Raw genomic sequence first — 21,383 nt, 5'->3', positions numbered from 1 at the left:
TGAATTTCCTCCTCTCATTGAATTGGATTATGGACAGTTACAAGTTTCGTACCATCCGGGAATGTACACTCAATCTGCACATCGCTAATCATATCGCCGACACCTTCCATTACATCCTCAACCCTAAGTACATGCTTTCCTTCGCTCATTAACTGTGCAACCGTTTTACCGTCACGTGCACCTTCCATGATGTAATGGCATATAAGCGCCATCGACTCAGGATAATTTAACTTTACTCCTCGTGCTTTACGTTTAAGCGCAAGTTCTCCGGCTACGTGAAGAAGTAATTTTTCCTGTTCAACTGGTGATAGTTTCATTTAAAAGCACCTCAATTCGTTTATTAAAAAGTGAATAATTAGATGATTCAGTTAAATTGGAGTGGTATTATTTCACTTTTTTGTTTTAGTTTTTTGTTTTAGTTTTAGTTTCAGTTTTGCATGAACATGCGCTTGGACAAGGTCCTGGTTATTTGAATCCATTGAAATGGATTTATGGGGATAATTCGGGGGATATGCTAACTAATTTATTATAAAGTATTGAATTACTTTTAACAACGTTTACACCTTCGAAATAGTATAGGTATCGTCTTTGCTGGAGTGTACACTATTGATAGAGCTTTAATTCAGAGTGTACATTGTAGATTGCTTGGCGCATTCGTGAGCGTTATTGAAAGAGTGTGGTTTGGAGTGTGGATTATAGATCGCTTTGCGCTTTGGGGATGCCTCTGGCCCTGAGCCTGGATTAACGCTTCGCATCCAGTCTCACGGCTTCGGCTACCCCTTTGCCGCACATGCGCTGGAGTGTACATTATTGATAGTGATTTTGAGATGTATAGACTGAGATTATAATGTGATTACTATTTAATACTAATTTCATTGAAGAAAGACGCACTATAGATTGCTAGTCTAATCCCCAATAACGAAATGCGCTTTCTTAAAGAGACCGTCCAGCGAAGGCGCGTCTTCGTGGTAGCCGGAGCGATAAGACTGATGGAGGGATGCAGTTCAATCCCTCCTTGCTCTTCTTTCTGGCTTATCGCGGGAGGCATCCACAAAGCGTCGAAGCGGTGTTAGAGGGATTTCTGATTCTATCCATTGTATCGGGACTTTTTCAGTGTTTCATCTCACTCCGTAATTTTCGGTGAGCCTGGCGTCCTGGACCTGTCTCATACAACCTCTTCTCCACATCCGTTTCCGGGTATACCCCGGGTACAGAAATGGGTTTGTTGTTTTCATCCATGCCCACCATTGTGAGGAATGATTCAGTCGTCAGCTTCGTTACTCCGGTCAAAAGGTTCATGGAATGGACCGATACGAACACCTCCATTGACGTGCGTCCGGTAAAAGTGACGATTGCTTCAAGTTCCAATACGTCACCAACGCGTGCGGATGACAGGAAATCGACTGAATCGATAGATGCCGTGACAACCGAACAATGAGAATGCTTCATCGCTGCGATTGCTGCGATTTCATCTATGTACGCCAGGACACGACCGCCAAAAATTGTTTGTAAATGATTCGTGTCTGGCGGCAAGACAATTTTGGATTGAATGGTACGTGAATGGCTCATTGGTCTTTTTTCTACCATGAAAATCTCTCCTTCGCTTTTATGAATATAGGAAACCTTTCCCTTATATGTTCCGTATATAGAGTATACACAAATTGGGGGTTTATTCATGCTGAATTTTATCGATACACATTATCAAAAGATCACTTGGTTGATCGTATTACTTGGATTCTTCGTAATCTTTACAGCTAAAGACTATTTATCACTTATTTTGTTTTCATACCTACTCGTTAGAGCTGTTAAGTTTCGGGACTCCATTCTTAAAACCCTTCGAAATACCCCTATCAGCGCGATGGTCATTTATGCAATCGGAATGATTTTACTCATTGCTGCGCTTACGGCCATTATGCTATTTTCGGCAGGTTTCATTAAGGAATACAACATTCCTGGTATTTTTCAGTATATTTATGTAGCTATTGTACTGGTTGGTTCCATGTTCTTTTATGTCTGGTTTATGGCTTTTTTAATAAATCTATGGAATAGGAAAAGTTCGAACAAGTAAGTAAAACCCTCTTCATTTTTCGCCAAATAACTTTTTCGAATAGAGATGGGAAAACTTGAATTCCCCTTCCTGTTTAACACTTTCATCGACAATCTCTCCCTCTTTCATAACATAAATACGGTTGCACATATATTCGACAACCTGTAAATCATGAGAAATAAAAAGAATCGCCATACCGGTCTCCCGATTCAGTTTGATGAGTAAGTCTATAATCTCTTTTTGTATTAATCGATCGAGACTAGAGACAATTTCGTCGCATACTAACAATTCCGGCTGAATGAGGATGGACCTCAGTAAGTTGACACGTTGCCTTTCACCGCCGCTCAATTCAGATGGACGTCGATTCAAATGCGCTTCGGTCAGTCTTACATTCCCGAGCATATGACGAATATACGTATCTCGGTCACCACTTCTATTGCGTAACGGTTCCCTCAGAATTTCTTTGACAGTCCAAGTTGGATTAAGAGCCGCCGATGCATTTTGAAAAATCAGCTGGCATTTTTTGTAGAATGCTTTTTTCGTATTCCTCGTTATGGGTGCTCCATGAAAGGAAACAACACCCGTTTCGGGGGCTTCAAGCTGCATTATAAGACGTGACAAAGTACTTTTCCCACTACCACTTTCTCCAACAAGACCTACGATTTCACCTTCCCCAATAGCCATATCAATTCCACGAAGAACTTTCTTCTCTTTGCGGTAACTTTTCGATATATTCTCCACAGTTAATAGCATGCTCTTTCCAACCTTTCCAACACATCAATCACGCCTCGGTGTGATTGCGTCAAGATTTTGAATTGAGCTTGAGGCCTACAGGGGGGAAGGATTGAACTGCATCCTTCCTTGTGGGTCATGCAGTGGGGAAGGATGTAGTTCAATCCTCCCTTGTTGCGACAGGACGTCGCGAACTTAGACTGCCTTCTTCTTAACTCCTTTCAAAATCTGTGACATCCGCCGGAGGCTTTAACAGGGAGAAATGGAACTTGATTTCTCCCTGTTAAAACCGACTGTCCAGAAGTCGTTTTGTATAGGAATGCTCTGGCCGTCTAAATAGTTCCTTAACACTTCCTGTCTCAATCACTTTACCAGCTTGCATGACGACCATTTCATGTGCCGCATCAGCTACGACATCCAAGTCGTGCGTGATTAATAAAATCGTCGTCCCTTGCTCTTCATTCAACTTTTTTAGTAAAGCAATAAAGTCCTGCTGCAACACTCTATCAAGTGCGGATGTAGGTTCATCTGCAATTAAGAGATCCGGCTTCACGTACAAGGCACATGCAATCATACAACGCTGTAACATTCCACCTGATAGTTCGAACGGATACTGATGTATTACGTCATTCGAAAGACCGAGATTACTCAAAGCACCGGCCATTTTCACACAAAACTGTTCAATAGTATCCCCTATCCGTTCTCCGGAAAAGGCATACAGTTGATACTTCATTTTCACAGACGGATTAAAACTGTTTGCTGCATCCTGGAAAATCGTGAAGATATTTGATTTCCTAATTTCCATAATTTCCTCGGTTGAGCTGTTAATTAAGTTCCTGTCATTAAACAAGGCCTGTCCAGTCGCCTTCATACCCACTGGCAAGATCCCGAGCAACGCTGCTACAGTCATACTTTTCCCACTGCCACTTTCACCGATAATTGACGTAATCTTCCCGCGTGGAATCGAAAACGAACTATTCTCTACAATGCACTGTTCATCGACAACTATTGATAATCCGTCCACCTTAAGCATTTGACCGCCTCCGTTTTGGATTTTTCAATGCTTCACCTATAAAGTTAACGGATAGAATCGTTATGAAAATCATGATTCCTGGGAACAAACCAATCCACCATGCACCAATCAAAATATCATTTTGCGCGTAGTACAACATATTTCCCCATGAAGGTATCGACGGCGGTACACCGATGCCGAGAAAACTAAGCGATACTTCTATGAACACCGCACCCGCAAAGTTGAACAATGTAACAACAAAAATAGCAGGCACACTATTACGTAGCAAATGGCCAAAAATGATTTGCCACAGTGGTGTCCCGAACATTTTAGCCATTTTTACAAATTCAGTTTCTCTAAGGCGGATGAATTCCGATCTTACGATGCGTGCAGTAACTAGCCACCCAGTAACTCCTATGACTAGTGCCATACTCCACATGCCGCCTTGCATAAATGCTTGAAACGCCAAAATCAGGATTAGAGATGGAATTGTAATAAGTGCATCAAGAAACCGCATCATTATCGCATCTACATAGCCCCCCACATAGCCGCTAATTCCGCCGTAAAGTACACCGATAATGAGGGATAGAATTACAGAAGTACCCGCAACAGTGAGCGTTACTTTTCCGCCTTCCAGTAGACGGGAAAACACGTCGCGCCCAAGATGATCCGTTCCTAGCAAATGGCCTTCTCCTGGCGGTACATATATTTTATCCATATCCATTTCGTTTGGCGGATGTGTTGAAAAAAGTCCCGCGAAAACCGTCATGATGACAATCACCCCAAGGACCATAGACCAGAATAGAATTGTTTTTCGAAGTTTCATCTACTGTATGCCCCCTTCCGTAATTTGGGATCCACTGCATACATGATGAGGTCGATGACGAATAAACTTAAGACAACGAGCAGCCCGATAAAAAGGATGCCGCCCATGATCAGCGGGAAGTCTTTCATCATCACCGCTTTTACCATTAGCTGTCCAAGTCCCGCCCACGAAAAAAGAGATTCAACGATAATTGTTCCACCAAAAAACGAAGGAATTGTCATACCGATGTAATTCAAATACGGAATGGATGCGTTGCGCAAAATCCCTTTTCTGATTTTACTTTCCACAACTCCATTTGCCCTCGCTACCATTACATAATATTTACTGCTTTCTGCTTTTATACTTTCTTGAAGGAAGCGCGCGTAGATGCCTACATGGGTAAGAATGATAACGGCTGCTGGCAAAATGAGATGGCGAAGTTTGTCTAAGAGACCTCCATCACCACCGATATCCCCCGTACCCGAGGACGGAAGTATTCCAAGTTTCACCGAAAAGAATGAGATGAATAATATCCCTAGCCAAAATGATGGTATGGAAGATGTCGCAATACTAATTGTCGATAGCCCTTTATCCCACAATGAGCCGGCTTTCATACCTGCGACGGTACCAATCCATTGCGAACCAATAATAATGAATAGTAAGGTTACACTTGATAGTAATAACGTATTTGGCAAACGCTCTAGAAGAATGGTCTTAACAGGACGGCCTTCCCTAGACGAATAACCTAAATCACCTTGCATTGTTTCCTTTAGCCATGTGCCATATTGCACGATCACAGGGCGATCAAGCGAAAAAGCACGGCTGATTCGTTCTTTTTCAGCCGCGTTTAATGTTTGTGCGTTGCCTCCATAGAAAGCCGTCGCCGGATCCCCGGGAGCCAAGTGCATGATGAAAAAAGAGAGGAAGCTAATGATAAAAAGGACACTTACTCCCGCCATCAATCGCTTCACAACCCATTTAACGTTCATTCCACTTCCACTCCTCGACGTTCCAAAGAAAACCAGATCCATGATGACCGAGTGTTCGTTCTTTTACACCTTCCAGATTTTTATTGATGCCATAAATTGCATTTGCATAGGCAATAAAATCATACGGCGGATCCAGTGCTAGTTCCTTCTGAAACTCCATATAGACAGCTTTTCTCTCATCTGTATCTGTTAATAAACGGCCTTTTTCTAGCAAAGTATCCACTTCTGCATTTGAGTAATCACCGAAGTTGTATCCTGAACTTGTTCTACTCGATTGATCTGTTCTGAACAAAATGTGCGTGTGATGATCCGCATCGTATGGGCTTCCCCAAGCGATTACGAACGCATCAGTATCTTCAATGGTAATTGCACTCCATTCGAGTGCAGCTACTTTTACATCAGCACCGATTGCTTTAAAACCTTCAGCTGTGAAGTTTGCTATATTCACACGAACTGTATCGGTTGCAGGAACTGTAATCGTAAATGCTAATCTTTCACCGTTTTTATAACGGAAGCCCTCTTTTCCTTCTTTCCAACCCGCTTCATCCAGAAGCGTTTGCGCTTTTTTAACGTCATACTCATATTTCTCAACTTCAGCATTGTTAAAGGCGTGTTTTTGAAGCGGCGAATACGCTTCCGTTCCGTACCCTTTTAAAATGCCTTTGACGATTGCTGTACGATCCGTTGCGTAGTTAAAAGCACGTCTCACATTGACATCAGTCCATAATTCTTTGTTCATATTATAAAGAATACCGCGGTAATCTGCTGATTCTATATCATGTATGTCAATATTCTTTTCACCTTTCAAACTTATCGCCTGCACCGGGTCAAGTAACGCAATATCGACTTCACCTGATTTTAATTGCAGCGCCCGGACATTACTATCTGGGATGAATTTAAAAATCACTTTTTCGATAGATGGAGTTGTGCCATGGAAATCGTTGTATGCTTTCAATGTCAAATTGTTTCCCCGATCCCATTTATCAAACATATAAGGGCCTGCACCGATGGGGTGGCTATTGAACTCAGCCGTACGCATTTCGACATTTTCAAATGCATGCTTTGGCAAGATTGGTACTGTCAATTTATCGAGTATCGGTACAAATGGATGTTTTAACTTCAATTCAAATGATAGCTCGTCCACTTTCGTCAAAGAATCAACTTCAGTGAAATCTGCTTTTAAAAAGGAAGCATTTTTATCATCCAAGATGCTTTCAATTGTGAAAATGACATCTTCAGCCGTCAGGGCTTTGCCATCATGGAACTTGATGCCCTCTTCTAAAATGAATGTATACGTTAAGTAGTCTGGAGAAATAGTATATGATTTTGCAATGTCTGTAATAGCCTCATTCTTTTCATCGAACCTCATTAGACCCCGGAATAGTAATGAATCTAGGTTTGTCTCTTCAAGAATCGGATTTAGTCCTTCAAATTCGGACTCGGAAGCGTATACGAGGCGATTTTCTTTTGGTTTAGTATCAGTATCCGCTTTTTTCGCACAACCGGAGGCAACAAGTACCAGCAGGGAAAAAACGAGTAAAATCTTTAGCTTCTTATTTAACATAATGTCCTCCATCAAATAACTTTCATAATTGATTTTCCTCACTCTAGTATATTCTACTTCTCGTGGTTTAAGCTACTCGTGCCTTTCAGAGCTAGATAGCATCACGCTGAGCGAAGTAGTAATACCAGGTCTTTCGCAAGAGTTAATACTTCGTTCAAATGAAAAAAGCTGTCCCAGTTTAGCGGGATAGCTCGAGTACTGCAACTGCATCAGGTCGTGCCATTACTTGTTCATCGTACAAGTGACAGGCGACGAAGTGATCTGATTCCTTCTCAAGCCACTTTGGCTTTAGTGCTGCACAGACGTCCATTGCATAGGGACACCGTGTACGGAAGACGCAACCTGACGGCGGATTGATGGGGCTTGGCAGTTCGCCTTGCAGTAAAATGCGTTCGCGCGATTCTTCGATGTCTGGATCTGGAATCGGAATGGCTGATAACAGTGCTTCCGTATATGGATGGAGAGGTTTATCGTACAGTTGTACACTTGTCGTCAATTCCACCATATGACCGAGGTACATGACGCCTATGCGGTCAGAAATGTATTTCACCATCGACAAATCATGGGCGATAAACAGGTACGTTAAGCCTTTTTCAAGCTGTAGTCGCTGTAATAACTTAACAACTTGTGCTTGTACAGAAACATCAAGTGCCGAAATGGGTTCATCCGCAATGATGAATTCTGGATCGAGTGCGAGTGAGCGGGCAATGCCGATTCGCTGACGCTGCCCGCCGGAAAATTCATGTGGATAGCGATTTGCATGATCCCGACTTAGCCCGACGTCCTCCAATAACTCAAAAACCCGATTACGCATTTCCGCCTTTGACTTGTACAACCCATGCACTTGCATTGGCTCAGCAATGATTTCATAGACCGTAGAACGCGGATTCAACGACGCATAGGGGTCTTGAAAGATCATTTGCATTTTCTTTAGGAAACGTTCCCTTTCTTTAGTCGTCATATCGTGAATGCTTTGCCCGTTATACAGCACTTCGCCGTCTGTTTTATTGTACAATCCAAGAATCGTACGGCCTGCCGTTGATTTACCGCAACCGGACTCTCCAACAAGCCCAAACGTTTCCCCTTTGTAAATATCGAAACTAATTCCGTCGACCGCTTTTAACTTCTCTCCGCGCCCCACGTCAAAATAACGTTTCAAATCTTTTACGGACAATAAAACCCGTTTTGTCATGCTCGTACGCCTCCTTCTATAATGCCATAACGTCGGACGGCGCATAGCTCACGCGCTAGTTTTGTACCTGCAAGTTTCATCACTTCAATTGACTTTCCTGTTGAATGGGAATGGAGAAGCATGCCCTCTCCAAAATAAAACCCGACGTGACGGACACTTCCTTTTCCTTCATTATCAGCAAAGAAGAGGAGATCCCCTTTTGCCCAGAGCGATTGATTCTCTACTGGAATTTCTTTACCGTCGCGTGCCTGATCTCCGCCGTCCCGCGGAATGGAGTGTCCGCAGGCTTTCAGCATATTGTATGTAAAACCAGAACAATCGTAGCCATACGTTGACATACCTCCCCATAAGTAAGGTAAGTCAAGAAACGCAAGACCTTTGTCGACAGCATCTGAAACAGGCTTTTTCTCAAATTGATGGACGGAAGGCGCAAGTTCCACGTTCTCCTTCAATAACAATGCTTCTCCATCCGGTGTGCATACTCGTAAATAGTCACCTGATTCACCAATATAGGGCAGTATTGAATTAAATGGAATGACAATTGACGGAGTACCGTCCGCGTTCCACAATTGTGCTTTCCCAGCAGTCACTCTACTAAATCCAATCGCGTGAATCGGTTCCGCTTCTTTTAGTTGCGCGAGTGGGACCCATCCAGGATAACCGCGCTTGTCTTTAGTTGAAGGCTGCCAGACAGCAATCACTTTCGCCCACGCATCTTGTACCTCTTCCACGATGACCGGTTCACCGTAAAGCAACTGGGTCTGAATCCGGTTCCCATTACATAAATCGATGCGCTCTTCGAAAGCTAAGTTTTCGAGCCATTTCGTTAACCTGACTGGGTTTACAATTCCTGGCTCGTCAATTTCCCTGGCAGATTCCGGTGATGTCCACACGGTTGCAACTGAAACGGAACAATACCACGTGTTCAAGTTCGTCCCCATCGACCAAACCACTCCTTTTCGTAGGTGTCACAGTCATTCGAATTCAAGGTCAATTTCAGGCATGAGCCAAATTGGTTTTATTTCATCAGCCAAGCGTTGCATTCAAAATCGATTATTCCACTCCAGGCAATATCGTCAGTGTCTTGTTGTCCGCGTCGAGTTTTGCGCCGATGCCGAGTGGTATCGCAAAATGAGGTTCGCAGTGTCCGATTTTAAAACCCTTCACGACAGGTATGCCGAGATTCGCTGTGTAATGATCGAACACTTCATCAAGCGTCAGCGATTCTTTCCGTTTTTTCGGTTCAGCTTTTGAGAAATCACCGATGATAATTCCTGCAGCTTCTTTCAATTTACCCGAAAGGCGCAACTGATTGAGGAGCCCGTCAACTTTGTAAGGCTCTTCACCGACATCTTCGATAAATAGTAACTTCCCTTTTGTATCCACTTCGAACTTAGTCCCAATTCCACTGGCAAGCAAGGACAAATTCCCGCCAACGAGTTCTCCCTGGGCTACTCCAGCTGTAATGGTTTCAAGAGGTGAAATCGCTTCCGTGTAATGAAGTTCCATTGGTTCGAATAACTGTTGGAACATTTTCGCTGATAATTCGTGGAACGTGTCTTTTCCGACACAAGACGCAAGCATAGGACCGTGAAAAGTGACGAGATTAGAATACAGACCCATCGCCGTGTGCAGGAATGTAATGTCACTGAAACCCCAAAATATTTTAGGCTTCTCTTTCATCAACTGTAAATCGATTTTATCGGCATAGCGGGCCGAACCAAATCCGCCGCCTGCACAAATGATTCCTTTCACTTCCGAATCTGCAAACATGTCGTGTAAGTCATTAAGCCGTTCGTCGTCTGTTCCTGCAAGATAGCCGTTGACATTGTTCATATTTTTTCCAAACTTCCATTTCAATCCGAGTTGTTCAAGAAACGCAAGTGACTTTTCCAAACTTTCCTGATTGGGCGGGCTTGACGGGGCGATGATACCAATTGTGTCCCCTTTTTGTAGGCGTTGTGGTCGTATTTTCATGAGTAAAACTTCCTTTCATTCATAACACTTTTGCTAGTTAAAATGGAGGACACTGAAAAAGTCCGATTTCCTTCAATCCCGTTGATTTCCGTTCCGAGCGGACGCTTTCCGCGGGCACGGCTTCAGCCTCCTCGTCACTGCGTTCCTGTGGGGTCTTCAGCTCGCGCTGTTCCCGCTGGAGTCGCCGCTCTCCACTACAATCAACTAGTTCTTATTATATAATAAAGAACTTTTTCAGTGGCCTTGTTAAAGTACGTTGTAGTATTCCCTTGGGAGCAAAAAAACGGCGCCACAACGGACGCCGCGACTTTCAATTAGTTCTTATCTGCATACTTCAAGTCGATATAGCCAACGGGATGACGCAGAATCCCAGTAACACCAGGCTTCTCAAGCGTTGTCTGGTTATAATAATAAATCGGGAAGACAGGCATTTCTTCCATTAGAAGCTGGTCCGCCTGTTTTAACAATTCCCAGCGCTTATTTGCATCTGTTTCATTTTTAACGTCCGTAATAAGCTTATCATATTCTGCATTCGACCACGTTGTTCGGTTCATGGAAGAGTCCGTGATAAAACTTTCAAGCGCGTTCACTGGATCTGCATAGTCATGTAAGAAAGATGAGCGGGACAGCTGGTATTTAAACTCTTTTTGTTCAGACGCAAAAACTGCGCTCTCCACTGTTTTCAATCCTACGTCAACGCCAAGAACTTCCTTGAACGTCGCTTGTAGCGCTACTGCGATATTTTGATGAGATGGACTCGTTGAATACGTTAAGTCCACTGCCGGTAATTCTGTATACCCCTCTTCTTTCATACCTTCTTCTAGAAGCTTTTTTGCCTCATCCTTATTAAATTCAACTAGTTTACCGACAGAATCCCGGAATTCCTTGCCATCCGGACCGATGAATCCGTATGTGACGAAACCGTGCGCAGGTTTCTCTCCATTTTTCGTAACATACTCAACGATTTCTTCCTGATTAACTGCGAGTCCGAATGCTTTTCGAATCTTCTTATTTGTGAAAGGTTCCATTGACGTATTAAAACGGTAGAAGTAAAGTCCCGCTTGGTCGTCAATGCGTAGTTCATCACTATCTTTCAACTTTTCCGCTAGTTCAGGCGGTACACCTGATTGGTCCAGCTCATTCGATTCGTACATTTGATATTCAGTTGTTGGATCATTGACCATAGCCCAATTCACTTTATCGAGCTTGACAGCGTCTGCATCCCAATAATTTTCATTCTTTTCGAATATGAAACTTACATCATGGTCCCATGAAGCTAATTTGAATGGACCATTTCCAACAAACGATGCCGCTTCTGTAAACCATTTTGAATCAGCAGTCGCCACTTTTTCATTAATCGGGAAGAAACTTGGATTTGTAATAATATTTAAGAACGCCTCATTTGGAGCCGTTAATGTTACGACAAATGTTTTCTCGTCTGGTGCTTCTACCGCTACATCCTCAGCAGCACCTTCCCCAGTATTATAGGCTTCCGCCCCTTCGATGAAATACGCCAGGAACGAAGCAGGTGAAGCTGTCTCTGGGTTTAGCATATGGCGCCAAGCATAGACAAAGTCCCCCGCTACAACAGGATCTCCATTTGACCATTTCGCAGTGTCGCGGATGGAAAATGTATATGTCAGGCCATCTTCAGAAACATCAATCTTTTCTGCCGTCGCCTCTACAGCAAGGTGCTCTTCTGACAGACGTGTCAATCCTTCCATCAAGTTGTTCAATGCACCCCATGAAACCGCATTGAACCCGACAGATGGATCGAATGACGTTGGTTCCTCGCCATTGTTCAAGTAAAGGATCTTTTCCGCTGCGACCGGTTCCTCTTTTTCACCGTCATCCTTCACTTTCTCCGGTACTTTTCCTGCATCTTCTGTAGCTGTACAAGCTGCAAGCACAAGCGCGAGCAACGCTACCATTAGAAACGTCAACCACTTCTTCATTCAAAATCCCCCTTTGTTTGTCATGAATATGGAAGCACTTTCGTGCGTGTACCCAACGTTTAAGCGAAAACCCGTTTCGCGCGTTCATCCTGCAGCCAACAATCCACTGCATGGTCTTTAGAGAGTTGTGTTGTTTCTGGATAAACGCGGTCGCAGACATCCATCGCGAACGGACATCTTTCCGTAAATGGACATCCTTTCGGCGGTGAGAATAAATCCGGCGGTGTTCCCTCAATCGGTTGTAACTCTTCCTCTTTCAAGTCAAGCCTCGGTACAGATTTCAGCAGTCCTTGTGTATACGGGTGTTTTGGTGTGTAGAAAATTTCTCGTTTCTCCCCAATTTCAATCACTTTTCCTGCATACATGACTGCGATGCGGTCTGCGATCTTGGCAACGACACCGAGATCATGCGTAATCAGAATGATTGAGACACCCGTCTTCTCTTGGATTTCATCGAATAGCTCAAGAATTTGTGCTTGAATTGTAACGTCAAGCGCGGTTGTCGGCTCATCTGCAATTAGCAGCTCCGGTTCACAGATAAGTGCAATCGCAATGACAATACGTTGCCTCATTCCTCCTGAAAACTGATGCGGGTATTGTTTCAGCCGCTCTTGTGGATTTGGAATACCGACAAGTTCCAGCATTTCAATCGCTTTCTTCCGTGCATCTCCTTTACTTACTTTGTCATGCGTCCGATAGCCTTCAGTTAACTGTTCGCCAATTTGGAGTGTCGGATTAAGCGCTGTCATCGGATCTTGAAAAATCATAGAAATATCAACGCCTTGAATCTTCCGAAGGCCTGCTTTGTTCAGTTTGGTCAGGTCTTTCCCTTTGAATAAGACCTTGCCATCCTTTATTCGCCCTGGCGGCTGTGGGATTAACCCCATGATTGTATTTGCTGTGACACTCTTCCCGCATCCTGATTCTCCTACAATTGCGAGCGTCTCCCCTTTGTACAGTTCGAACGACACGCCACGTAGCGCCTGGACTTCGCCGCCAAACGTTTTGAAAGATACGTGTATATTTTCCACAGAAAGCACTTTTTCAGTTGAAACTGCTTTACGCCTTCTTTTTTTGCCATGCTGTTTCTCAGAATCTACTTGCCTGTCAAAAAGGAGCACGTCCTCCTGCCGATTACGGACCAGTGCTTTCGCATTATCCAATTGATGTTCATTCAAAACCCATCACCCCCTCAACTTCGGATCGAGCGCGTCTTGCATACCGTCACCTAGGACGTTAAATGCAAACATCGTCATTGAAATGAAAAATGCCGGGAAGAACAAACGCCACCAGTGACCCGACAAAATAACTGGAAGTGCATCGTTCGCCATGACGCCCCAACTTGCAAATGGAACTTGAATGCCGAGTCCGAGGAAGCTTAGGAAAGCCTCCGCAAATATGGCACTTGGTACAGTAAGTGTCATCTGGACGATAATTGGACCCATTGTATTTGGCAATAAGTTTTTCCGAATGATCCTCGGAGTCTTCGCCCCAAACGATTTCGAAGCAGTAACAAATTCATAATTTTTAATTTGGAGGACTTGTCCCCTCACGATACGGGCCATTCCGACCCAGCCTGTGATGGTTAGTGCAATGATGATTGTCGTCAAACTCGCACCCATCACAACCATCAATAAGATAACAACAAGCAAATGTGGCAATCCGTAAAGTATTTCAATAATGCGCATCATAAGTGTGTCGGTCCGCCCACCTTTATACCCACTGATGCCACCATAGATAATGCCAATGAAGAAGTCGATTAAGGCCGCCATGACTCCTACGAACAGTGAAATACGTGCGCCATACCATGTACGGGTAAAGACATCACGCCCCGCTTCATCTGTTCCAAACCAATGTTCAGCAGAAGGTGCTTTGTTCTGATTCGGATAATCTGTTCCCGTCACAGAATGTGGTGAGAGTAGCGGCCCGAATAGTGCACACAACGTTAAGACGATAAGAAAAATAAGTCCCGCCATCGCTAGTTTGTTTTTTCGCAAGCGGTGCCAGGCATCTTTCCAATAGGATAATGATGGTCTTACGACTGATTCTTGCTTACCCGCGTCCTTCTCCTTTGGTCTGAACCACTCATCCGGAATGACTACCCTTTCGTCTTGCTGCACCATTACACATCACCATCCTTCCTGTGAAGTTTAATGCGCGGATCCAGGAAGCCGTAAACGATGTCAACGAGGAACAGCATGAAGACGAGAAATGCGCTGTAGAAAACGGTGGACCCCATAATAACTGGGTAATCTCGATTATTAATACTTTCAACGAAATATTTACCCATTCCCGGTATCGCAAAAATTTTCTCAATGACAAATGTCCCTGTTAATATACCTGCAAGCATCGTTCCCATTATCGTGACAACTGGTAAAAGTGCATTACGCAGTGCGTGACGCACAACGATGCGAAACGGTGAAAGTCCCTTCGCGCGTGCCATCTTCATATAGTCTTGCGTCAGAACTTCAAGCATGCTTGCCCTAGTTAGCCTTGCGATGATTGCAGTCGGGCCTGTTGCCAGTGCCAATGTCGGCAATATCATATGAAGAGGGCTACTCCACGTCGCCGGCGGCAACAATTGCCATGTGACGGCGACTTGCTGGATTAATAGTGTAGCAAGTACAAAGTTCGGAACGGATATTCCTATAACAGCAAACGTCATAGCCATATAATCAATAAACCCGTTATGCCGTAGAGCAGCAAATGTACCAAGAATGATGCCCGATACAACCGCGACCAAAATGGTGATCATCCCAAGCTCAAATGATATTGGGAATCCCCTTGCAAGTAAGCTGTTAACAGACTCATTCGGTTTCTTTATGGACGGCCCAAAATCAAATGTCGCAATTGACTTTAAATAATACACATATTGAACGCCAACTGGCTGATCAAGCTTATAGAATTTTTCAAGATTTGCCTGGATTGTTGGATTCGACGTCCTTTCTTCATCGAATGGCGATCCAGGTATCGCATGCATGAGGAAAAAGGTCAATGTTGCAATGATAAGTATCGTAGCAATCATCATGAAGAAGCGTTTTACTATGTACACCGCCATGCGTTATCCCCCCAACCTACTTATCTATCAAATCTAAATATTCTATTAATTGGTTACCTGTAATTGTAACATTTTTTGGTTTAATTGCAATAACTCTCCAAAATAAAAACCGCTACCTGGAATAATCCAGGTAACGGTTTTTGATTTGTAATTATTCGCTTACACCCATTTCGAACAGGCGAATTTCAGATGCCGGATCGATAGAGTAGTTAACAATGCGCTTGTTAACACCCATTAGAGAGTAACGGTAAACAGTTGGTGCTACAGGAACGTCTTCAACCATAAGCGCTTGCCATTGATTGTAGATGTCTTTACGGAACTCAGTGTCAAATGACTTTTCTGATGTACCAGCTGCAAGAAGCTCGTCGTTCTTTTCGCTCGTGTAACGCGTGTAGTTGAACGCTGCAGTTCTGCCGTATAGACCTTCAGGGTCCGGATCTGTTCCAGTTCCCCATGCAGCTTGATAAATATCAATTTTAGGATCATCAAGTTCTACCATATCGTAGAATGAGTTGAATTCATGTAGACGACCGTCTAGAAGTTGTACCTTAATACCTATGTCACCCCAGTTTTGAATATAGAATTGTGCAATTGGTTCTGCCGTTTCTCCGCCTTCCATTGAAGCGAAGTTAAGAACAAATTCATTACCTTCTGGATCTTCACGGAAACCGTCGCTGTCAGTGTCAACGTATCCAGCTTCGTCAAGAAGTGCTTTTGCTTTTTCAGGATCATATGAGCGTCCTTCGATGCTCGCATCGTGGAAGCTTGCGAATACAGGTATAATCAGGCTTGTTGCAGGGAAACGAAGACCGTGGTAAAGTTCTTTACCAATTGTTTCATTATCCATTGCATGCCACATTGCTTGACGTACTAGCTTGTTAGATAGTTTTGCGTTAGGATCAGTGATGTTTTCTTTCTTAGCTGCATCCCATTTACCTAGTTTGAAACCGATGTATGTGTATGCAGTGTCAACTTTTGCAAGAAGTTCGATGTTTTCGAGTCCTTTTGCAACTTCGTATTGATCAACCGGAATTTCTGCATAATCGACTTCACCTTTTTTAAGTGACTCAAGTACTGAAGCAGAGCTTACTACTTTAAGATCGATTGATTTTAGTGCTGGTTTACCTCTCCAGTACTCATCATAGCGTTCGAAAAGAACTGATTCGCCTGGAATAACTTTTGTAACTTTGTATGGTCCGAAACCAATCGGCTTTGTACGGATTTTTTCAGATGCTACAATCTCGTCAAGTGATGCGATATCGCCTAGATAGTGTCTAGGTGTTGGCGAAGACCAGAAACCTGAGAGAAGTGATGGTGTAGCTTCTGTGAATGTAATCGCAATTGTTTTATCGTCTTTTACTTCAATACCGGAAATTTTGTCAGTTTTACCTTCATGGTACTCAGGCATACCTACTACGTTTTCAATCATGAACGTGTAGCGTTCTCCTGTGTAATCAGGATGACCAAGAAGTTCATATGAGTATAGAAGGTCATCAGCTTTTACAGGCTCACCATCGTGCCATTTAACGCCATCTTTGATAGTAACAGTAATTGTTTTGTTGTCATCAGAGATTGTATAGTCTGCTGCACCATTGTTCGTGATCAAATAGTCACCGTCAACGTCTAAAAGATCTTCGTCAAAGAATTCGATTATATCAAAGTCTGGAGCTCCAGAGTAGAATACGCGGTTTAATGTACCTTCAAATGGCGTGTCAGATACAAGACCAAATGTTACTTCACCGTCTTCTATTACTCCTCCAGTGTTTGAAACGTCCAGTGGAAATACGAGTTCTCCGCTTTCATCAGCAGGCTCTTCTTCTTTTCCGTCCTCTGTTTTTGTTCCTTCTTTGCCTTCATCTTTACCTTTGTCGCCATCCGTGCTTTTTTCACCTGCACATGCAGCTAAAAACATGCTGAGAACAAGCATCAGACCAACGAGTAGCATAAGTTTCTTTTTTACCAATTGTATTACCTCCCCTTTTTTTAAGCTAATCTTTGCCTTGCGTCGGACGCACGTTTAACCGCTTGCCCAACATAATTTATACACAGCATCATTACTAAAATCAGTAATGCTGCGGGTAACCATATCCACCACTTATTTTGCACAACATCCGGATTTACCGCATAGCTGATTAGCGAGCCGAGAGAAGGCGTTCCTGCCGGCAGTCCAAACCCTAGGAATGTAAGACCTGTTTCTAGTCCGATATTCCCTGCAAGCGTCAGTGTCATATTGACTATAACGAGTGAACTCAGGTTGGGAAAAAGTTCAAAAAACATAATTTTCCAACTCGGGGTCCCCAACGTCTTAGAAGCATTGATATAATCAAGTTCCCTCTCAGCAAGTCCTCTAGAGCGAATTAGGCGTGCTTTACCAAACCAAGCGAATGCGCTCATGATTAAGATGAAATTGAAAATCGTATATTTTGGAACAATAACTACGAAAACAATGATGATCATAAGTGACGGCAATACCATTAGGAAGTCAATGATACGCATAATGATATTGTCGACGAGCCCTCCGTAAAAGCCTGAAATCAGACCAACCGTCAATCCAAAAACACCTGCTATTAAAGTTACACTTAAACCAATTGTAAAAGAGTTCCTCGTCCCTAGCAGTAGCTGGCTGAGCACATCTCGTCCACCATCATCCGTCCCAAGCCAATTAGCTGCAGATGGCGCTTTCCAGTTGTTAAAAAAGTTAACGCGAGTCATCGCTACTTGGTCAATGAATAATGGAGATATATAGGCGGCCGACAGAATGATTGTTAGTAAGATTATTGAACCCAAGGCCATTTTATCGTTCTTTATTTCACGCCAAATTGTTTTCATAAATGACGGATTATTCAACTTTTCTTTTGCCATTAGTTCTTTTTCATTTAACACTACCACTCGTTTCCCCTCCTCATCTTTTCTCTACATTTTCATCAGTCAATACGGATACGTGGATCGACAATGCTGAGGATAATATCCGATAGCATCGTCCCGACAATTGCAGCTGCGCCTGAAATCATGACAAGAGCTGTAACCACCGTAAAGTCACGTCCCAAGACCGACTCTATGAAAAGTTTTCCGAGTCCGGGATAACTGAAAACCATTTCGATGAAGATTGAACCGGCAATAAGGCCTGTAATTTCATAGCCTAGAAATGCCGCAATCGGTAGCAAAGAGTTGCGTAAGATATGACGCGTATACACTTTCCCTTCCGGAACCCCTTTAGCACGGGCAGTCTTGACGAAATCTTTCAACTTTGTATCGATAATATCGTTACGTAAGTATTGGATGGTCCCGAACGTCATAAGTAATGCACCCGACATGACGGGTAAAACGAGGTGTTTCACTTTACTGACAACGTAATCCCACGAACCTGCCTCAGCCCGTATGTCGACACTACCGCCGATCGGAAACCAACCTAGTATGAAACTGAATAAAAACAGCATTAATAACGCAAAAACGAATAGCGGTGTTGCAAATGCGAAGTAATTATACGTGACAATGATTTTATCGGCCCAAGTATCTGTCCATCTCCCAGCAATAATGCCAAGTGGAATAGCAATTATATACGTGACAATCAATGTACCTATTGCTAATAGCAGTGTATTGGCAACTCTTCCTGCAAGTAATGTCGTGACCGGTTGTTTGTGCGTATATGACTGACCTAAGTCACCCTGAACGGCATTTCCAATCCATGTTCCATATTGAACATACCAAGGATCATTAAGACCAAGTTTTTCACGAATCTTCTCTATTTGTTCTGGCGTTGCATCCGGGTTGCCCTGAAAGGCACTCGTTACCGCATCGCCCGGCATTGCTTTTGCAAGCAAAAAGATTATTAAGCTGAGAAGGATTAGTTGCGGAATCATGATTAACGTTCTTCTAAGAATAAATGTCAGCATCTTTTCATAATCTCCTTTACTGCAATGCAACGGAATGCGTATCGGAAACCCTCTTCAGATCGAACATCCGTCCATCTTTATCGAAATAACTATCATAGTTTGCCCGGTATTCTTCGTTAATGGACTTACGAAGATTCGTTTTCTCAAATCGCCTTTCCGGGTTCATTTCCGGAATTGCTGCAATTAGTCTTTTCGTGTATAAGTGCTGAGGATTATTGTAGACATCAGCCGCCGTACCTTCTTCAACAAAACGACCTTTATACATGATTCCGATACGGTCACACATATGCTGTATGATGCCCAAGTCATGCGATATGAACAAGTACGTGAGATTAAATTCTTTTTGGATTTCCTGCATGAAGTTCAAAACCTGTGCCTGAACCGATACATCCAGTGCTGAAACAGGTTCATCTGCAATAATCAATTTCGGATTCAATGTCAGTGCTCGCGCGATACCAATACGCTGCCTTTGCCCACCGGAAAATTGGTGGGGGTATTTGTAAATCGACTCCGGATTCAATCCAACTCGTTCAATTAGCGCTTGAACCTTTTTCAATTCTTCACCAGGTGACATGCGTTCATAATTCCGTAGCGGTTCAGCAATTATACTCAAGACATTCTTCCGTCCATTCAGTGATGAATACGGATCCTGGAAAATCATTTGAATATCTTTTGTATGTATTCTTTTTTCTGAACGACTCAGTTTTGCAAGGTCATTTCCTTCGAACAAAATTTCCCCACTTGTTGCATTATTTAGTCCTATAATTGCTCGTCCAGTTGTCGTCTTACCACAACCTGACTCACCCACAAGACCGTATGTTTCACCTGGTTGCAAGTCAAAACTTACACCGTCAACTGCTCTTACTTGATCGACGACACGACGGAGAAAACCACCGCGAATTGGATAATGTACTTTTAAGTTATTGACTCTAAGTAATGACATAATTCACTTCTCCTAATCTCTCCTCTGGGAAGTGGAAGTTTTTGTAGCAACTGCAACGAACGAAATGTCCTGGCAGTGCTTCATTTAGTTTGGGATTCACTTCGTGCTCTTCCTTAGTCACCCATTGAATTCTTGGGGCAAACCTGCAACCTTCACGGTTCAAGTTTTGTATGGAAGGCACGATTCCTTCGATAACATGAAGTTTCGCCTTCGCTTCCATATTCGCAGGAATTGAATTTAGCAGTGAGCGTGTATAGGGATGCAACGGATTAGCGAATAGCTCACGAACCTCCGCAATTTCCACTATTTCTCCGGCATACATAACCGCTACACGGTCAGCCATTTCAGCTACGACACCCAGGTCATGCGTAATTAGGATAATGCCTGATTTGATTTGGTTTTGAAGTTCCTTCATGAGATCCATGATTTGCGCTTGAATCGTTACGTCCAAAGCAGTCGTAGGTTCATCCGCAATTAGAACAACTGGATCACAAGCTAACGCAATCGCAATTACGACACGTTGTCTCATACCACCAGACAATTCATGTGGATATTGCTTATAAACGCGTTGTTCATTCTTAATACCTACACGGTTCAGAAGATCAAGAACACGTTTCTTTTTAGCCGCAGACGAAAGATTCATGTGATAATCCATAGGTTCTTCAATCTGTCTGCCAATTGTCGCCAACGGATTGAGTGCAGTCATCGGGTCTTGGAAAATCATTCCTATGTCTTTGCCTCGGACTTTGTTCAACTTGCGCGCTGTCAGATTCAAAAGATTCTGATCTTTGAAGTTAACTTGCCCCTCAAGTTTCGTCGTTTTCTTATTATGAAGACCCATAATGGAAAGGGCTAATGCACTTTTTCCGCAACCCGACTCTCCTACAATTGCGACCACTTCATTCTCATGGACTGTTAAGGAAACATCATCAACCGCTGCATAGTAGTCACCCTTAATATTAAACGAGGTGCGGAGATGTTCAATTTCCAATACTGGATTTCCCAAGAAAACTTCCTCCTTACATAACGTAAACTTATGAAAAATGAAAAATGAATAGTAAATTTTCTGATATTTAATCACTTGCCCCAATATACTACAGAAAAATCTAGTTGACAATACTATTTTATTAGAATACTAAATACACGAAATATTTCACATGTGACAAATATATTACAAACGCCGATATGAAAGCGTTTCCAAGTCCGAAATACTTTT

Annotated in this window: 20 protein-coding genes; 1 reads left to right on the top strand and 19 read right to left on the bottom strand. The window is 43.1% G+C overall.

Features of this window, described 5'->3' with window-relative positions:
- Positions 1 to 14: 14 nt before the first annotated feature.
- Together ureA and AC1TO6_RS16360 are read right to left on the bottom strand one after the other, a co-directional pair.
- On the bottom strand, positions 15 to 317 hold the full coding sequence (ureA, locus tag AC1TO6_RS16365; protein WP_482102689.1) for an urease subunit gamma: 303 nt from the start codon (positions 315 to 317) through the stop codon (positions 15 to 17).
- A 793-nt stretch (positions 318 to 1,110) separates the two neighbouring features.
- Positions 1,111 to 1,587 (bottom strand): acyl-CoA thioesterase, encoded by a 477-nt coding sequence (locus tag AC1TO6_RS16360; RefSeq protein ID WP_482102688.1) that lies wholly within the window; start codon positions 1,585 to 1,587, stop codon positions 1,111 to 1,113.
- An 88-nt stretch (positions 1,588 to 1,675) separates the two neighbouring features.
- Between AC1TO6_RS16360 and AC1TO6_RS16355 the strand changes: the two genes are divergently transcribed.
- Positions 1,676 to 2,068 (top strand): hypothetical protein, encoded by a 393-nt coding sequence (locus tag AC1TO6_RS16355; RefSeq protein ID WP_482102687.1) that lies wholly within the window; start codon positions 1,676 to 1,678, stop codon positions 2,066 to 2,068.
- A 12-nt stretch (positions 2,069 to 2,080) separates the two neighbouring features.
- Here AC1TO6_RS16355 and AC1TO6_RS16350 read toward each other — a convergent pair whose 3' ends face one another.
- From AC1TO6_RS16350 to AC1TO6_RS16270, 17 genes are all read right to left on the bottom strand, one after another.
- Positions 2,081 to 2,800 carry an ABC transporter ATP-binding protein gene (locus AC1TO6_RS16350; RefSeq protein ID WP_482102686.1) on the bottom strand — a complete coding sequence of 240 codons (720 nt, stop codon included), beginning with the start codon at positions 2,798 to 2,800 and terminating at the stop codon, positions 2,081 to 2,083.
- Positions 2,801 to 3,062: 262 nt separating this feature from the next.
- Positions 3,063 to 3,812: an ATP-binding cassette domain-containing protein gene (locus AC1TO6_RS16345; protein ID WP_482102685.1), complete on the bottom strand. Its 750-nt coding sequence runs from the start codon at positions 3,810 to 3,812 to the stop codon at positions 3,063 to 3,065.
- Positions 3,805 to 4,617 (bottom strand): ABC transporter permease, encoded by an 813-nt coding sequence (locus AC1TO6_RS16340; RefSeq protein ID WP_482102684.1) that lies wholly within the window; start codon positions 4,615 to 4,617, stop codon positions 3,805 to 3,807. The genes AC1TO6_RS16345 and AC1TO6_RS16340 overlap by 8 nt, the downstream gene beginning before the upstream one ends.
- The gene (locus AC1TO6_RS16335) at positions 4,614 to 5,585 is read right to left on the bottom strand and encodes an ABC transporter permease (protein WP_482102683.1); all 972 of its coding nucleotides are present in this window, start codon (positions 5,583 to 5,585) and stop codon (positions 4,614 to 4,616) included. The genes AC1TO6_RS16340 and AC1TO6_RS16335 overlap by 4 nt, the downstream gene beginning before the upstream one ends.
- Positions 5,575 to 7,149 carry an ABC transporter substrate-binding protein gene (locus AC1TO6_RS16330; protein WP_482102682.1) on the bottom strand — a complete coding sequence of 525 codons (1,575 nt, stop codon included), beginning with the start codon at positions 7,147 to 7,149 and terminating at the stop codon, positions 5,575 to 5,577. The genes AC1TO6_RS16335 and AC1TO6_RS16330 overlap by 11 nt, the downstream gene beginning before the upstream one ends.
- A gap of 178 nt (positions 7,150 to 7,327) precedes the next feature.
- Entirely contained in the window at positions 7,328 to 8,341 is a 1,014-nt protein-coding gene (locus tag AC1TO6_RS16325; RefSeq protein ID WP_482102681.1) for an ABC transporter ATP-binding protein, read from the bottom strand.
- Complete coding sequence (locus tag AC1TO6_RS16320; protein WP_482102680.1) at positions 8,338 to 9,282, bottom strand: C40 family peptidase; 945 nt, start codon at positions 9,280 to 9,282, stop codon at positions 8,338 to 8,340. The genes AC1TO6_RS16325 and AC1TO6_RS16320 overlap by 4 nt, the downstream gene beginning before the upstream one ends.
- Before the next feature lie 112 nt (positions 9,283 to 9,394).
- Positions 9,395 to 10,318, bottom strand: coding sequence for a S66 peptidase family protein (locus AC1TO6_RS16315; protein WP_482102679.1), 924 nt, complete (start codon positions 10,316 to 10,318; stop codon positions 9,395 to 9,397).
- A gap of 314 nt (positions 10,319 to 10,632) precedes the next feature.
- Complete coding sequence (locus AC1TO6_RS16310; RefSeq protein ID WP_482102678.1) at positions 10,633 to 12,273, bottom strand: peptide ABC transporter substrate-binding protein; 1,641 nt, start codon at positions 12,271 to 12,273, stop codon at positions 10,633 to 10,635.
- Positions 12,274 to 12,332: 59 nt separating this feature from the next.
- Positions 12,333 to 13,313, bottom strand: a complete 981-nt coding sequence (locus AC1TO6_RS16305; RefSeq protein ID WP_482102730.1) for an ABC transporter ATP-binding protein — start codon at positions 13,311 to 13,313, stop codon at positions 12,333 to 12,335.
- Positions 13,314 to 13,457: 144 nt separating this feature from the next.
- Positions 13,458 to 14,396, bottom strand: coding sequence for an ABC transporter permease (locus AC1TO6_RS16300; protein ID WP_482102677.1), 939 nt, complete (start codon positions 14,394 to 14,396; stop codon positions 13,458 to 13,460).
- Positions 14,396 to 15,331: an ABC transporter permease gene (locus AC1TO6_RS16295; protein WP_482102676.1), complete on the bottom strand. Its 936-nt coding sequence runs from the start codon at positions 15,329 to 15,331 to the stop codon at positions 14,396 to 14,398. The genes AC1TO6_RS16300 and AC1TO6_RS16295 overlap by 1 nt, the downstream gene beginning before the upstream one ends.
- Positions 15,332 to 15,482: 151 nt before the next feature.
- Entirely contained in the window at positions 15,483 to 17,294 is a 1,812-nt protein-coding gene (gene opp4A / locus AC1TO6_RS16290) for an oligopeptide ABC transporter substrate-binding protein (protein ID WP_482102675.1), read from the bottom strand.
- Positions 17,295 to 17,314: 20 nt separating this feature from the next.
- On the bottom strand, positions 17,315 to 18,193 hold the full coding sequence (locus AC1TO6_RS16285) for an ABC transporter permease (RefSeq protein WP_482102729.1): 879 nt from the start codon (positions 18,191 to 18,193) through the stop codon (positions 17,315 to 17,317).
- Positions 18,194 to 18,255: 62 nt separating this feature from the next.
- Positions 18,256 to 19,224 (bottom strand): oligopeptide ABC transporter permease, encoded by a 969-nt coding sequence (opp4B, locus tag AC1TO6_RS16280; protein ID WP_482102674.1) that lies wholly within the window; start codon positions 19,222 to 19,224, stop codon positions 18,256 to 18,258.
- A gap of 16 nt (positions 19,225 to 19,240) precedes the next feature.
- On the bottom strand, positions 19,241 to 20,167 hold the full coding sequence (locus AC1TO6_RS16275; protein WP_482102673.1) for an ABC transporter ATP-binding protein: 927 nt from the start codon (positions 20,165 to 20,167) through the stop codon (positions 19,241 to 19,243).
- Positions 20,154 to 21,173 (bottom strand): ABC transporter ATP-binding protein, encoded by a 1,020-nt coding sequence (locus tag AC1TO6_RS16270; protein ID WP_482102672.1) that lies wholly within the window; start codon positions 21,171 to 21,173, stop codon positions 20,154 to 20,156. Before AC1TO6_RS16270 ends, AC1TO6_RS16275 begins: the two co-directional genes overlap by 14 nt.
- Positions 21,174 to 21,383: the final 210 nt, after the last annotated feature.

The sequence above is a fragment of the Sporosarcina sp. Y352 genome (assembly GCF_056786535.1).
The sequence above is the reverse complement of the archived record's forward strand: the minus strand, read 5'-3'. Positions and strand labels throughout refer to the sequence as shown.